The organism is Pseudomonas sp. CLCA07 (assembly GCF_053615335.1).
The window spans coordinates 5,484,728-5,498,840 of record NZ_CM132131.1 but is presented as its reverse complement, the minus strand read 5'-3'; the positions used below and the strand labels follow the sequence as shown (position 1 = coordinate 5,498,840).

At 60.7% G+C, this 14,113-nt stretch carries 13 protein-coding genes and 2 pseudogenes; 4 read left to right on the top strand and 11 right to left on the bottom strand.

Annotated elements, in window-relative coordinates; genetic code table 11:
* Positions 1-184 precede the first annotated feature (184 nt).
* On the bottom strand, positions 185-1,633 hold the full coding sequence (locus tag ACWGZX_RS25240) for a sensor histidine kinase (RefSeq protein WP_452625908.1): 1,449 nt from the start codon (positions 1,631-1,633) through the stop codon (positions 185-187).
* Positions 1,634-1,921: 288 nt separating this feature from the next.
* Between ACWGZX_RS25240 and ACWGZX_RS25235 the strand changes: the two genes are divergently transcribed.
* From ACWGZX_RS25235 to ACWGZX_RS25220, 4 genes and pseudogenes are all read left to right on the top strand, one after another.
* A complete protein-coding gene (locus tag ACWGZX_RS25235; protein ID WP_452625907.1) occupies positions 1,922-3,268 on the top strand; it encodes a hypothetical protein in 1,347 nt (448 codons plus the stop codon).
* 35 nt (positions 3,269-3,303) lie between these two features.
* Entirely contained in the window at positions 3,304-5,547 is a 2,244-nt protein-coding gene (locus tag ACWGZX_RS25230) for an Ig-like domain-containing protein (protein WP_452625906.1), read from the top strand.
* Between the two features lie 60 nt (positions 5,548-5,607).
* Positions 5,608-5,873: pseudogene (locus ACWGZX_RS25225) on the top strand (curlin repeat-containing protein).
* Positions 5,874-5,939: 66 nt separating this feature from the next.
* Positions 5,940-6,149 (top strand): hypothetical protein, encoded by a 210-nt coding sequence (locus ACWGZX_RS25220; RefSeq protein WP_452625905.1) that lies wholly within the window; start codon positions 5,940-5,942, stop codon positions 6,147-6,149.
* A gap of 255 nt (positions 6,150-6,404) precedes the next feature.
* On the opposite strand, the pseudogene ACWGZX_RS25215 reads toward ACWGZX_RS25220, so the two are convergent.
* The 10 genes and pseudogenes from ACWGZX_RS25215 to ACWGZX_RS25170 all read right to left on the bottom strand — a co-directional run.
* Positions 6,405-6,610, bottom strand: a pseudogene (locus ACWGZX_RS25215) (CsgE family curli-type amyloid fiber assembly protein); the annotation flags it as partial.
* Entirely contained in the window at positions 6,607-7,146 is a 540-nt protein-coding gene (locus ACWGZX_RS25210; RefSeq protein ID WP_452625904.1) for a type II secretion system protein, read from the bottom strand. The pseudogene ACWGZX_RS25215 and the gene ACWGZX_RS25210, both read right to left, overlap by 4 nt.
* Positions 7,121-7,495 (bottom strand): type II secretion system protein, encoded by a 375-nt coding sequence (locus tag ACWGZX_RS25205; protein WP_452625903.1) that lies wholly within the window; start codon positions 7,493-7,495, stop codon positions 7,121-7,123. Before ACWGZX_RS25205 ends, ACWGZX_RS25210 begins: the two co-directional genes overlap by 26 nt.
* A 4-nt stretch (positions 7,496-7,499) precedes the next feature.
* Positions 7,500-7,973 (bottom strand): type II secretion system protein, encoded by a 474-nt coding sequence (locus ACWGZX_RS25200; RefSeq protein WP_452625902.1) that lies wholly within the window; start codon positions 7,971-7,973, stop codon positions 7,500-7,502.
* A gap of 2 nt (positions 7,974-7,975) precedes the next feature.
* Positions 7,976-10,000 carry a secretin N-terminal domain-containing protein gene (locus tag ACWGZX_RS25195; RefSeq protein WP_452625901.1) on the bottom strand — a complete coding sequence of 675 codons (2,025 nt, stop codon included), beginning with the start codon at positions 9,998-10,000 and terminating at the stop codon, positions 7,976-7,978.
* Complete coding sequence (locus ACWGZX_RS25190) at positions 9,997-10,512, bottom strand: hypothetical protein (RefSeq protein ID WP_452625900.1); 516 nt, start codon at positions 10,510-10,512, stop codon at positions 9,997-9,999. The genes ACWGZX_RS25195 and ACWGZX_RS25190 overlap by 4 nt, the downstream gene beginning before the upstream one ends.
* Positions 10,512-11,060 (bottom strand): GspMb/PilO family protein, encoded by a 549-nt coding sequence (locus ACWGZX_RS25185; protein ID WP_452625899.1) that lies wholly within the window; start codon positions 11,058-11,060, stop codon positions 10,512-10,514. The genes ACWGZX_RS25190 and ACWGZX_RS25185 overlap by 1 nt, the downstream gene beginning before the upstream one ends.
* Positions 11,047-11,592, bottom strand: coding sequence for a PilN domain-containing protein (locus tag ACWGZX_RS25180; protein ID WP_452625898.1), 546 nt, complete (start codon positions 11,590-11,592; stop codon positions 11,047-11,049). Before ACWGZX_RS25180 ends, ACWGZX_RS25185 begins: the two co-directional genes overlap by 14 nt.
* A 1-nt stretch (position 11,593) precedes the next feature.
* On the bottom strand, positions 11,594-12,397 hold the full coding sequence (locus ACWGZX_RS25175; protein ID WP_452625897.1) for a hypothetical protein: 804 nt from the start codon (positions 12,395-12,397) through the stop codon (positions 11,594-11,596).
* Positions 12,378-14,084 (bottom strand): GspE/PulE family protein, encoded by a 1,707-nt coding sequence (locus tag ACWGZX_RS25170; RefSeq protein ID WP_452625896.1) that lies wholly within the window; start codon positions 14,082-14,084, stop codon positions 12,378-12,380. Before ACWGZX_RS25170 ends, ACWGZX_RS25175 begins: the two co-directional genes overlap by 20 nt.
* Positions 14,085-14,113 lie beyond the last annotated feature (29 nt).

The window sequence follows — 14,113 nt, the reverse complement described above, 5'->3', positions numbered from 1 at the left end:
TCAACCGCCTCGAATGTGTGAAGGGGTGATGTGGGATTTGCAAAGACCTCGCCAAATTTGTAACAGACTTACGCAAAAGTATTAACACTTGGAAAAACAATGGCTTATCAACACCAATGCGCCACATCCTGCTAAAAACAACTGGGGCGTGGCACCCGCTAGCGGGGAAAGTTCATGCCCATTGTCAGGAAATTCGCTTGAACGACATACGGACGGTTGTGCCCTCGCCTTCGCGGCTGTCCAGGGTCACCGCCCCCCCAAAACGCTCCATGATGCGTTTCACTAACACCAGCCCGACGCCCAGCCCGCCTTGCTTGGTGGTGAAAAATGGGCGGAACGCCATGCTGCGCTGCTCCTCGTTCATGCCTTTGCCGGTGTCACTGACGACCAAACAAATACCTGCGGGATCGATCGGTTCCAGCGCGAGGGTCAGCGTGCCCTCCTTATCCATGGCTTCCAGGGCATTGGCCATCAAACTGTTGAGGATCTGCGTCAGCTGCACCTGTTGGCTCAGCACCATCGGCGTCTCCTTCGGCTCGAATACCACGTGAATTTTTTCCTTGGCGATCTGATATTCAAAGGCCAGGAGACTGTCATGCAAGCACGCGACCAGGTTCACCGGCTCCGCTTCGTCGTTGAGCGGTCGCAAGGATTGCAGCAATTCCCGGACCCATTTCGACATGCGATCGACCTGAGCGATGATGTCGTTGATGTTTTTGTGGGCCGCGCCACTGTCGAACTCAAGCGCCAGTTCGGCGCTGGAGCGAATGTTCGCCAACGGGTTGCGCAGACTATGGGCAACCGCCGAAGACATCTCCCCTAGGGCGACAAAGGTTTCGTTGGTGATCAGTTGTTTTTGTTGCGTTTCCAACAGAATCGCCGCCCGCCGCACGATCCAGTACAGCCCCAGGTAGATCAGACCGCCCCCGAGGGCCGTGGCCAGCCAGATCATTGCCAGGCCGCGCTCCATGCGGTCGATCAAGTCCGTGGGTTCCTTGTAGACCTCGACCATCGCGGTGACGTTTTCGTGGTCGGCATCGAACAGCGGAATGTAATTCTCAATGAAGATGTGGTCCGGTGGCGTGATGAACTTCTGCTCCATGCGCGCCTTGTCTACGCTGTGATAGCTGGCGGACACCGTAGTCTTGGAGCCAAACGCGTGATCGAGGTCCTCGTCGGCATGGATCGTGGTGCCCATCAACTCCGGGTTGGTGGACCAGATCACCATGCGGTCCGGGGCGAAGATGTTGACCAGGATTACATCGGGCAAATGTTTGATATGGTCGAGAAATTCACCGCGGGCACTGGCACGAGCCATTGGATCGACATCGGGAAAATCCTTGTCTTTGCGCGGGTCGAGCAACTCGCCCATGGTCCGCACGTTGGGAATGGACACATGGCGTACCTCGGCTGCAGCAATCGCTTGAATGAACTGCGACGTCAGTAACGCATCGCGCTGCACGCTCTCGGTAATCACAAAACGCGTGGACACCGCGCCCAGCGCCACGGCCACAGTGCCGATCACCATCATGCTGATCAGCGAAAACCAGCGCAGCAGATTGAACGGTTGTTTGTGCGACCTATGCCGAATATCACCCTCTTCTTTTTGAAGGGCTGATGCTTGGATATTCATGGACGTGGTTCCCGGCTTCCCATATAGGGTTATAGCCCACTGCTCGATGTTTGCCCCGTTTCCGGTGTTGCCCCCCATCTTTTCCAGCCCACCTCACCGCCCCAATCTGACCCCAACACTGGGGGCAGTCGCCCGCTTCGACGCCCGCCACGAGTTAGCCGCAGCAGTGCCACAGGCCTTTTATTACGGGCTTGCGCAGACGTTTTTCAAAGTTGGTATGGAAGTTGCCAAAGCCCTGTCAACCGACTCGCCCCCCAAGGAGCAGGTCTTCTGATAGAGGGAATACACATGCACCCTTTACTGTCCAAAACCACGATCGCTCTGGTCGTGACCGCTCTGGCCCAAGGCGTTGCCCAAGCGGCGCTGTTTGCTGTGGACCCTGGACCCTACCTGCCCGCTAACGGCAATTTCGCCGCCTGGTATCAGGATACCCACGGACGCACCCTCGATCTGTGCCTTTCAAAGGCTGTCAGTTCCAGGGTTGCCAGTGCACCGGGCGCCCCGACTTACATGTGCTCGTTGATCCCCGCACCAGGAGTTTTCGACGACACCCAACCGATGGTCTTCCCGACCAATTTCCCCGACGAAGCGTTCTGGGCGACCGGTGAAACCACCATCGTCGATGCGGCCCGGGGCATCGACCTGACGTATGTCTCTGCGGTTGAAGCAGCCTTCAGCGGCGGCGACCCCGTGGAAGGCGACCAGATCAGCTTTGCGCGCATCCGCATCCGCGTCGACGTGCCCACTGCCGGGACCTATGTCGTGACCCACCCCTACGGCGTCGAAGTATTCACCGTCGATACCCCTGGGCGACGCGCGATCAACATGACCCGCGACATCGGCATCGGCGCAGCGAAAACCTATGACGGCGCGCTCAAGGGCGATGTCGGACCGTTCCTGCGCAGCGTCAACGGCCCTTACACCGAGACCAACCCGGTCACCGGTTCCGCCGAACAATTCGTCGGCGACCCAAACCTCAACGAAGCCGTCACCGGCAGCCCGTTCAACACTAACTTCGTGCGCATCGAAGGTCCCAATGGCCTGGACTTGCGCACCAACCTCTTTGCCGTATCCGGCAAGCTGTCCAGCGTGGTCCGGCCAACCCCGGTCATCGCCCAGCGCAGCACCTATTCACGGCATGCCGGCGAGAGCGCACCGGTGGCCCAGCAGGACGTCTTCGTCTTGGCTCCGCCTCCACCCGCGAGCGTGACCCTGGACAGCAATAACCCCGTGCTGAACTTGACCGAAGCGGACACCACCGGCCACTGGTACGCGCAGTCGCCGGCCAATCCGACGTTGCCAAGCACCCTACAAGTGACCGCCGACAACCATCTCGCCATCGCCAGCAGCACCCCGACGATCTTGCCCATGCCCCTGACTGACCTGGTGGTGATTTCCCGGGCCGAGTACAGCTTGAGCAACGGACAAATCACCATCGTCGCCTCGACCAGTGATGAAACCTCGCCACCCATACTCACCGCCACCTCCGGTACCGGGGTCGCCATCGGTGCTCTCAGTGGCGATGGCGCAGTCAAAAGCCTCGCCACCGGCATCACACCGATTCCGCCAGCCCAGGTTCGGGTGACGTCATCCAATGGCGGCAGCGATACCGAAGAAGTGGTCATCGTGCAATGAACGCTCACATGCCCAGATCCTCATCAGGAGGCATCATGAACAATTGGCCACGCCTGGCGCTCAACGCCTTGGGACTGACTCTTTCGCTGTCCGGCAGTGCTTTCGCGCAACTCGCTGCCGTCGACCCCGGCCCTTATACCTTTGCCTCCGGGAAATTCCCGATCTGGTATCAGGACAACAATCTACTGTCGATGGAACTGTGCCAATCCCGAGCCGCCAGCTCGCGGGTGGCGGCTTCTGTGCCACCGGCCTACATGTGCACCCTGCTGCCGACACCAGGCATTTTCGATGACACCCAGCCGATGGTGTTCCCGGATAACTGGCCAGACGAAGCGTTCTGGTTCCTCGCCGAAACCAACATCCCCAACAACGCCGCCGGCTATGGGATGGACGCCTACGTCGCCGGAATTGAGGCTGCATTTGCCGGCGGGACCCCGCTTGACGGTGATCAGATCAGCTTCGCGCGGATCCGTATGCGCATCAACATTCCCGTTGCCGGCACCTACACCATCACCCACCCTTACGGCGTCGAAACGGTCAACGTCACCACCACCGGCCGTCGTGCGATCAACATCACCAGAGACGTCGGCGTCGGTGCGCCTGGGGTATTCAGCGGCGCGGTCAACGGTGCCATCGGGCCATTCCTGCGCAGCGTCAACGGCCCTTATACGGAAGTGAACCCGGACACCGGCGCCATCGAAACCTTCGTCGGCGATCCGAACCTCACCGAAGCCGTGACCGATAGCCCCTTCAACACCAACTTCGTGCGCATCGAAGGGCCCGCGGGGACCATCCAGGCCAACCTTTTCACCCTGTCAGGCAAAGTGCTCGACAGCCGTGCGCAAACACCCGTGGAAATTGACCGCGCCACCTATCGCCGTACCCCATCGGTTACAGGCAACAGCACTCGGGTCGAAATCTTTGCCACGTCGGATACCAGCTCAACCCTGTGCTTGCGCGAAAGTATCGCCCTCGTCCCCGGCCCTCCGCCTTCACCATGTCTGAGCAATCTGACAGGCGACAGCAAAGGGCTGTTCTTTGCTCAGCATCAGTTCATTGGCAACGTGCCTCCGGTCGTGGTGGTCACCGCCACCAACCCGACGGGCACTACCCGCCCTACAGCGGTGTCGCGCAAGCTCACTGACGTGGTGAAAATCCAGACTGCTCGCTACAACTGGAGCAATCACAGTCTGCTGATCGAAGCCTCCTCCAGCGACGAAGTGGCCGTGCCGGATATGGTCGCTCAGGGCTATGGACGTCTGTCGAAGTCCGGCACCCTGCAAAGCCTGACCGTCGCCGAACTGACCCAGCCACCCGCCACCGTGACGATCAAATCCGCCGCGGGCGGCAGTGACACCGAGCCGGTCGTGGTTGTCGGCATTGCACCGGATACCGGTGAGAACCAGGCGCCGCTTTCCGTCGCCGACACCGGCAGCACCAGCTTCGGCGTGCCGGTCACACTTAACCTGCTGACCAACGACAGCGACCCGGACGGCAACACGCCACTGAGCATCACGGCGCTGACTCCACCGGCTGCCGGGCAAGGCACCGTGGCATTGAGCGGCACCACAGCAGTGGTTTACACCCCGCCAGCCGTTGTCAACGCGCCACTGACCACGACCTTCACTTACAAGGCTCAAGACATCAAAGGCCTGGCCTCGACCACGCCAGCGACGGTGACCATCACCGTGGCGCCTAACCGGCCACCGACTGCGGTCAACGATGCCGTTTCGACCCTGGGCGTGGCGATTCCCATCAACGTGCTGGCCAACGACACCGATCCGGAAGGCAACGTGCCGCTCAGCGCCGCCATCGTGACCCAACCGGCGACCGGTCGAGGCACCGTCAGCACTGACGGCACCGTCATCACCTACACCCCACCGGGCACGGTGACCACGGCCTTCACCACCACCTTCACCTACGTCGCCCGGGACAGCTTCGGCGCCCAGTCGACACCGGCGACGGTCACGGTGCAAGTCTCGCCAAGGCCTGCTGCGGAAACCTTCGCGGTGACAACGGCCACGGTGTCAGCTCGCTCCAACAACCGCTTCACCTGGAGCTTTGCGGGCACCTCATCGGTGACCACTGGCAACACCATCACCATCAAGGTGACCACCCCGACAGGGTTGGTAACCTTGGGCACCACCACGGTGCCGGGGAACGGTCGCTGGAAGCTGACGGTGAACAACATCACCACGGTGATTCCATCGGTTAACCCGACCGCTACCATCACCTCGTCCCAAGGCTCCGTACGTACGGTATCGGTGGTCTCGAACTGAGCCTTCGCCCCACCCACCAATCCGGTGGGTGGGGCGAGCCTCTTCGTAAAAGGCTGAACCATGAAAAACTCGACCGCCACCCCGCTCTGCCTGCTTCTGTTTTGCAGCAGTGCGGGCGTGCGCGCCGATGACTTAATGGAAAACGACGACCTGGGTCCCGGTGGCGACCTGGGAGAGTTACCCTCCCCCCGGTTGGCCAGCACGTGCTGATCGACCAGAACAGCAATAACAACGACGCCAGCATCGACCAGGCTGGCACGGAGCTTTCCAGCGCCGTGCCCCAGTCCGGGAACGGCATGAGCGTATCGGTCAAACAATATCGCTAAAACACTGCACCATTTGATGGTTCCAGCCTATTCAAATTGCCCCCCCTTACCGCAGCCCTCTTGGTCATGATCAGCGCCCAAGCGATGGCCTACGACAGCATGTCCATTCAGAACCTGTACGGCGATGCCAACATCGAATTCATCGAATCGGGCATCGTCCACAACGCGACGAACTTGCAGTACGGCAACATCAACCAGCTCGGGAACGGGAACGGCATCAAAGTCTGGCAAGGCATTCAGCTCGCCAGTCAGGTCACCATCCACAGCAACAATTGAGCAGCGTAGAAAAACCGCGACCTTTGGTGAAGGGGAGCGGTTTTTTTTATGTGTGGTGGAAATGCGGGGGGCAGTGAGGCTAATGCCGATCAGTTAAGGCGTTGAACGCCGCAATCCTTGTGGGAGCGAGCCTGCTCGCGATGACGGTGGCACAGTCAACACTTGCGTTGCCTGACAATCCGCCATCGCGAGCAGGCTCTCTCCCACAGGTTTTGCGCCTTAACTGATCGGCACTAGGCAGTGAGGCCGCCATCTGCGTGACGAAGGTCGTTCACGGAGTCCCTGGTTGAAATCCATCGGGCTGATGGCGCGCAGTCGTTCACTGAACGAGTAGTAAAAGTCGTGGCCAATGTGCGAGATAGTGTCATCTACGATGAAGCCGAGCATTTCGTCCTCTTCAGCCGCGCTGGCGAAGGACGCCACACACGCAAGGATCAGAGCCGCGGCCAGTGTCGGTTCATGGCGATAACGCCTCAGGCAGTGCGGACTGGCTTTTCGGCGGGCCCGACGTGCCGTCAAGGAAGGCCTTGTCGGCCACGAACTGCCAGTCTTTGTAGCTCGCCATGCCGTTGAAGTCCGACCACTGGCTGGGAAAGTTTGTCTGCTTGAGCGGCGTGTCCGTCGAAGGGCTGCTGATGCCAGTGATGCGCCCGTCGAAACCGAGCATCAATGTCCATTCCCCGCCGCCAATCGGGTCCGGATACAGCTGGCGCAGATGATGTTTTGGCGATGGAAAACGCTCGTCCTGAAGCAGGTCTGCCAGCTCTTTCGGGTACTGGGCCAGGCCTGGCGAACTGCGGTAATAGCTGCGCAGTGCCTGAGCGTATTGGGTGCCGACCCACAGCAACTGACGTTCCCGATCGCGGCGCGAAGCGGTGGCCCACAACTCACCGGCACTGGCCAGGCCCATGCCCATCACCACGATCAGAAACAGCACGCCCAGGTAGGTGAACCCCGCCTCGTCGGCAGGCTTACCACTCGGAGAAAAGGCTGCCATCACGCGCCCTCCCTGTGGCTCCACTTTTGATATCGGCCACCCCGCCCGTCACGCCTTCCGGTGGCTTGACCAGCACCCAGGTGTCTTTACGCTCGGCAATCGGGTCCATCGGCGCGTTGCGCAGGTAACGCTGCTCGATCAGTTGATCGAGCGAATCGGGGTAACGTCCGGTGTCGCCGTAGTAGTGATCCAGTGCTTCGCGCATGGCCGACAGGCTCTGGCGCAGCGTGGTTTCTTTCGACGTTTCGAGGCTGTTGAAATAGCGTGGCAAGGCGATGGTCATCAACGTCGCGATGATTGCCATGACCACCATCAGTTCTAACAGGGTAAACCCTTTTTCCCGACGCATATGCTCACCACTCCCGGTACGCGATGCCGTTGAGCCCTTTGCCCCGGGCCTTGGAGTAGACGTCAAAGACGTCTTCACCGTCGCGCGGGTTTTGAGCCGTGCTGTCATATGAGCGCAAGCCCCAGCCACCTTCGTCGTCACGCTTGACCGTCGTCAGCGGGTCATGGGGTATGCGGCGCAAAAAGTAGAACTTGGCGCCCTTGGCGCTGCGCACATCGCGCACGCCCTCCACCAGGACTTGAAGATTGGGTGGATAACCGTTGCTGTTCAGCGACTTCTCGATATAACCGGCGTCAAAGGCGCGTTTGTAGTCGTCAATGGCGTCGCGAATCTGGTACAGCGCCGTGCGCAATTCCTGCTCTTTGCCCCGGCGCACGATGGTCTCGGTCAGCGGCGCGGCCATACTGGCCAGCAGGCCGATCAGGGCCAGCGTCACGACGACTTCGACCAAGGTAAAACCACGTTGCGAGGCGTTCATGATCAAGGCTTCTCGATGGTCACTTGGGTGGTGGCAGCCAGCGGCCGGCCGACGGTCACTTGGGTAGTGGCGGCCGCCGGCCGACCGCCGCTCACTTGGGTGGTCACGCCAGCCACCGGCCGACCGCCGCTCACTTGGGTGGTCACGCCAGCCACCGGCCGACCGCCGCTCACTTGGGTGGTCACGCCAGCCACCGGCCGACCGCCGCTCACTTGGGTGGTCACGCCAGCCACCTGCTGTTCGTTGCTCTGGGGCTCAATCGAAGTTTGCATCCCACGATCCGGCGCCTGGACGTGCATGCTGGTTTCGGTACCGGTCTGGAATTCCATGTCCGAAGGGCTTTGGTATGGCAGGTTGCGCACGATCCGTGGGGTGATCGACAGCACCAGCTCCGATTTGCCGACGGTGTCCTTGTTGCTGCCGAACAACCGGCCAAGGCCTGGAATGTCGCCAAGACCCGGGATCTTGTTACCCGTGCTGCCATGATCGTTACGCACCAGACCGGCCAGGATCTGGGTTTCGCCGTCATGCAGACGCAGTGTGGTCTGGGCGTTGCGGGTATCGACCTGAACCGGAATGGTGCCCTGGCGGGTCGGCTCCAGCGGCGTGGCGTTACTGACTTCCAGAGCGATCTTGATCGCCACTTCATTATTCAAGTGCACGATCGGTTGCACTTCGAGCTTCAGACCGACATCGAGGTAGGTGACGCTTTCGGTGATCACCGGCCCTTGAGTCGACGGCACCGAGGTCGCACTGATGATCGGCACGCGTTGACCAATGTGGATGCGCGCCTGCTCACGGTTGGTAACTCGAATCACCGGGCTGGCCAAGGTGTTGATGTCGTTGTCTTGCGCGTTGATCTTGGCTTGCGGCGACGGCGAAATGGTGATCCGGCTGGAGTCGATGCCTTTGAGTTGATCGAGGATCGTCACGGGCGAACCGTCGGTGTTGATCACGCCGAAGGTGTTCGGCCATTGCAGACCGAGGTCGAGAATCCGTTGACGGGCCACTTCCATCACTTCGACTTCCAGCACCACTTCCGGGTTGGACTGATCCTGTGATTGCAGGAGCTTTTCCGCCATGCGGACGGCGTCTTCGGAGTCGCGCATGGTCAAGGTGTTGAGGCGTTCGTCCACAAACACGTCGCGGGTCTTGAGCATGGTTTTGATCATGTTCAGCGCGGTGTTCGCATCGATGCTGGTCAGGTAGAACGTGCGCATCACCAGCTCTTGGTAATCCTTGAGCTTCTGTGGCGAGTCCGGGTAGATCAGCAGGGTGTTTTCGTTCACCACTTTCTGGTGCAGCTGGTTCTGTTGCAGCAGCAGTTGCACCGCGTCCTCGATGCGCACGTCGCGCACGAAGATCGTGGCTTTCATGTCCGGGCGCAGGTCCTTGTCGAAGATGAAATTCAACCCGGCCACCTGGGACAGCACTTCGAAGATGGTTTTCAGGTTGGCGTCGCGAAATTCCAGGGTTACCGGACGGTCCAGCCGGGTGCGCAGTTGTGGATACGGGACCACGTTGCGACTCTGCACCAGGCGAATGCTGGCTTGCAGTTCCAGGGCGCCGTCATTCTGGGGGTCGAGTTCAAGGATCTGTTTGACCTGACGGTCGGCCCCGTAGATGTCGCCGCGACGCAGGTCACCACGGGCCAGTTCGAGTTTTTCATCCATGCTGCGCAAGTAGTCGAGTTGACGCAGCGCGTCCTGGGCACGGCGGTTGTTCGGTTCGATGTTCAGCACTCGGCCGTAAGCCAGGCGCGCCGAGGGGAAATCGCGTTGTGCACGATCCATGTCGCCTTGGGTCAGTAACGATGTCACTGCCAGGGCCCGTCCGCTGGTGAGGGCTATGTGCAGCGAGGTATCGCGAGGGTTTTCGCGCAACCCCTCTTCGATACGTGCCAGGCCGGCTTCGTACTGCCCCGACTCGATCAGCTCGGTGCCTTCCTGGTTCGCGATCTGCGCCGAACTGCACGCGGCCAGCGCTGCAACGATGCAGACGCTCAGCAGTAAACGGGATCGGTTCATTGCTCGCTCCCCAAAGACAAAGTCTGGGACAAATGCAGAGGCAAGTAGACAAAGCTCAGTTCCACATCGGAAATCCGCTCGATCCGCCAGATGTCGTCGATCACATCCCCTTTGCGTACGACGTATATTTTTTCGCCGCTCTGCAAAAACACTTGCAGGTCGGAATGGTCATCAAGCTTGCCAATGAACTGGAAAGGCATCGGCGGTACGCTGGGGGCTTGGACCACCGGGGTTTGGTTGACGGGTTGTTCGGTGACGCTGGCCAGGGTCGGTGCCGGCTTCCAGCTGCGGGCGCCGAACAGGTCGCCGGACGGGCTCAGGTCCTTGATCACTGCCGGTTTGCCATTGGCAGATACAGCCGGCAGCGCGCCGCCGGTTTTGCCTTTGGCCGGGGTGGTCACGGCGCCAGTACCCTCACCCTCCTCCGCTTGCTGGAAGTATTGAGGCCCCCAAGCCAGCCCCCCGGCCACGCCGAAGAACGCCACCCAACTCATTACGCGCTTGGTATTCATCATGACCTCGACAGGTAAAGGGTCATGCGGATCCGCCCGGTCAGCTCGGTGTCGGCGATTTTTTTACGCTGAAACTCCATGTCTTCCACCACCACCGCCGGCAACTGGCCAAGCAAGGCGTGCAGGAAGCGCCGCAGTTGCGGATAGCTGCCGCGCACCGGCAACAGAATCTGGTAGCGGGCCAGGTGCGTCTTGGGGTCGATGCCTAGCGAATACTCACCACGGGACAGGGTGATGCGTTCCTGGGCGGCCAATGCGTAGATCTTGTCGATGGCCACGGTGGCCTGAGGTTGTGCCGGCAATTTGCTGCGGAAGTCATCGAGCTGACGTTGCGGCACTACCGGGGCCGCGACGCTGCCGTCTTCAACCTTGGCCAGGTACTCGCCGGCTTCACGGGTCTGCTGGCTTAGCTGTTGCAGCGCTTGCCAATCCGGCATCAAGCCGCCCAGGCCATACACCAGGGCTACCAGCAGCAGCGCCATGCCGGCCAGGCCGGGAATCCCCAGACCTTGCAGGTATTCGTGGATGATCAATTTAGGGACTCGCATCGCCGATCTCCCAACTGGCCGACAGGTTGAATTGCACCGGGTGTTCCGGCACGTTGGCGACGATTTCGTGGCTGAGCAACGACACGTCGGACAGCTCGTCGCTGGCTTCCAGTCGTTGGTGGAATTCGAGCATGGCTTCCAGATCCCGCGCCTCGGCACTGATGCGCACCTGACCCTTGCGAGCATCCGGGGTCAGCGTCAGCAAGGCGACGTTTTCCCTTGGCATGGCTTCGAGCATGGCGAACAAGCGCTCCCAAGGCCGACGCAGTTGCTGGGAGACTTTGCGCATTTCGGCCAGGTTCTGTGCCTGCTCGCGGATTTCGGCAGGGGTCAAGGTGACTTTGCTGCCGGTGTCGCCGGTGAGCACACGCTGGGTGTGCTGCAAATGCCCTTGCAGTTGCGAGGCCTGTTCGTCGAGGTGCTGCTGGGCGAAGAAACACACCAGCGCCAGTACCACGCCACCGCCGAGCAAGCTCCAGCCCAATGGGCCGGAACGGCGGCGCGGCTGGAAGTCGAGCATCAGCGGGCGCATGTCAGGCCACCGCCCGAGACATGACGTACAAACTGTCGCGTACGGATGTCTGGTCTTCTTCAAGGGTGCGCAACTGCACACCGGGCACGTCAGGGTGTGAGTCGAAGCGCGCCGGGGCATGCAGGTAGAGATTGAACGGCCGTTCGCTGGTGGAGGCCTGTAGTTGGCTTTCACGGCCGATCAGTGCGGTCAGTGCGGCATCGCTGTCACTGCTACCCACCGAACGCACGGCCACCCAACGCCCTTCCCGCGCCAGCAGCAATACACTGCGCACCGGCTCGGCAACCACAAACAGAAAGTCGCCACCGTCAAAGCTCTTGTCGAAGTGGTTGAACGCGGCCATCAGGTACGGCTGCACCGAACGCAAGCGCAGGCCGCGACCGCTGACCAGGCTGCGCAGGCGCGTCAGCAAGTCTTGCGGCAGCGCAGTGGCGATCCGGTCGTAACCCGCAGGCTCGGCCGACAGCACGATGCTCCAGGGTTGAGCCGGGACACCGTAAAGGTCTTCGAAGCACAGTTGGGCGAACCCGAGCAATTCGTCGGGGGTGCTGATCTCTTCACTCCAGGGCACCAGGCAGAAACGGCTGAAGTGCCCGGAAATAACCACACTCAATTCCGCACCGGCATGAGCGTGTTCGCCCAGCAAACGGTCGAGCGTTTCTAGGGCGACTGCCCATGCATGGAAGCCTTCATCGATAAAGCCGACGCTGCCCAGCCACAGGGTTTCGCTGCCCTTGCGCTGGCCCAGGCCGACACCACTGGCGCCGAGCACGGCGATATACCGATCACGAGACAAAAGTGACACGATTGATCTCCTCGAGCGTGGTCCGCCCCTGCTGCACCAGCTCCAGTGCCGACTCGCGCAGCAGGCGCAGGCCACGTTTGCACGCATGGGCCTTGATTTTCGAAATGGGTTGGCGCTCTACAATCATTTGCCGCAGCTCATCGTCCAGGTGCAGCAGTTCGGCGATCGCACTGCGCCCGCGATACCCGGTACCCCGGCAGTGGCCACAACCCTTGCCATGCACAAAGTGGTAGTGCCCGACTTCTTTTGGATCGAGACCCGACGCCTGCAACTCGTCGTCGGTGGGGGTGACCGGTGCACTGCAACTGGCGCAGACCAGACGGATCAAGCGCTGCGCCAGCACCGCGTTGAGGGCCGACACCAGGCTGTAAGGGTCGATTTCCATTTGGGTGAAACGACCGATCACGTCGAACACGTTGTTGGCGTGGATGGTGGTAAACACCAAGTGCCCGGTGAGTGCTGATTGCACGGCAATTTGCGCGGTGTCCGGGTCGCGGATTTCACCGACCATGATCTTGTCCGGGTCATGGCGCAGGATCGAGCGCAAACCACGGGCAAAAGTCAGGCCTTTCTTTTCATTGACCGGGATTTGCAGCACGCCCGGCAGTTGATACTCCACGGGGTCTTCGATGGTGATGATCTTGTCCACGCCGTGGTTGATCTCGGTGATCATCGCGTACAGCGTGGTGGTTTTGCCGCTACCGGTCGGCCCGGTCACCAGCACCATGCCATAAGGTTCGGCTGCCAGGCGCCGCAACTGGCGCAGGGTTTCCTCTTCGAAGCCCAGCGCCTGCAATTGCACGCCGCTGACCTTGTCAGCCAGGTCTTGTTTATCGAGGACCCGCAGCACCGCGTCTTCACCGAAAATGCTCGGCATGATCGACACCCGGAAGTCGATTTGCCGACCGCTGATACCGATCTTGAAGCGACCGTCCTGGGGCACGCGTTTTTCGCCGATGTCCAGTTCGGCCATGACCTTGACCCGGGAAATGACCTGCTCGGCGAATTCGCTGCCCTGGATTTTACTGATGTTGTTCAGCACGCCATCGATTCGGTACTTGATCACCAGGCCGCTGCCGGTGGTGCCTAGGTGGATATCACTGGCGTGCATTTTCAAGGCGTCGTAGAGGGTCGAGTTGACCAGTTTGACGACGACGCTGGCGTCTTCGCTGATGCTGGTCAGGGACAGGCTTTGCAGGTTATCGATTTCGACGCCGGTATCGGATTGGGCATTGAGCGACTCCACCGCGTGGAAGCTCTCTTCGTGACGCGCCAGGTAGGCTTTGAGGTCGTCGGCATGCACCAGGTACAGCGGAGCACCGTGCAGGCAGTCGTCGATCCAGGCCAGGCGCGCCGTATCAAAGGGGTCGGCAAACACGCCAATGACCGCATCCTCGTGACGCAGCAGGATGAATTCGCGTTTGAGGCATTGGGCCAGGGTGACCCGGTCGAATACCGGGATGGCCTTGAACAGGCTGTCGGTGTCGAGCACCGGATAATGCAGGGTTGTGCCGAGGCACTGGATGAAGGGCATCGGGGCCAGTTCGCTCAAAACCCCAAGAGCTTCCAGTACCCGTTCGCCGGAACTGGTGGCGCGGACCCGGGCCTGGGCTAATTGCTCACTGGAAAAACGAGACGGTACGCAGTCCAACAACGCCGGTTCGACGGCAAGGGATAGACGGTCCATGAAATGCTCTCCAACACCCGGGGCTTTAA

What these genes read in the sequence shown, in the direction of transcription:
- ACWGZX_RS25240 (WP_452625908.1), bottom strand. Translation starts at nt 1,633, where the DNA reads ATGAATATCCAAGCATCAGCCCTTCAAAAAGAAGAGGGTGATATTCGG.
- ACWGZX_RS25235 (WP_452625907.1), top strand. Translation starts at nt 1,922, where the DNA reads ATGCACCCTTTACTGTCCAAAACCACGATCGCTCTGGTCGTGACCGCT.
- ACWGZX_RS25230 (WP_452625906.1), top strand. Translation starts at nt 3,304, where the DNA reads ATGAACAATTGGCCACGCCTGGCGCTCAACGCCTTGGGACTGACTCTT.
- ACWGZX_RS25220 (WP_452625905.1), top strand. Translation starts at nt 5,940, where the DNA reads ATGATCAGCGCCCAAGCGATGGCCTACGACAGCATGTCCATTCAGAAC.
- ACWGZX_RS25210 (WP_452625904.1), bottom strand. Translation starts at nt 7,146, where the DNA reads ATGGCAGCCTTTTCTCCGAGTGGTAAGCCTGCCGACGAGGCGGGGTTC.
- ACWGZX_RS25205 (WP_452625903.1), bottom strand. Translation starts at nt 7,495, where the DNA reads ATGCGTCGGGAAAAAGGGTTTACCCTGTTAGAACTGATGGTGGTCATG.
- ACWGZX_RS25200 (WP_452625902.1), bottom strand. Translation starts at nt 7,973, where the DNA reads ATGAACGCCTCGCAACGTGGTTTTACCTTGGTCGAAGTCGTCGTGACG.
- ACWGZX_RS25195 (WP_452625901.1), bottom strand. Translation starts at nt 10,000, where the DNA reads ATGAACCGATCCCGTTTACTGCTGAGCGTCTGCATCGTTGCAGCGCTG.
- ACWGZX_RS25190 (WP_452625900.1), bottom strand. Translation starts at nt 10,512, where the DNA reads ATGAATACCAAGCGCGTAATGAGTTGGGTGGCGTTCTTCGGCGTGGCC.
- ACWGZX_RS25185 (WP_452625899.1), bottom strand. Translation starts at nt 11,060, where the DNA reads ATGCGAGTCCCTAAATTGATCATCCACGAATACCTGCAAGGTCTGGGG.
- ACWGZX_RS25180 (WP_452625898.1), bottom strand. Translation starts at nt 11,592, where the DNA reads ATGCGCCCGCTGATGCTCGACTTCCAGCCGCGCCGCCGTTCCGGCCCA.
- ACWGZX_RS25170 (WP_452625896.1), bottom strand. Translation starts at nt 14,084, where the DNA reads ATGGACCGTCTATCCCTTGCCGTCGAACCGGCGTTGTTGGACTGCGTA.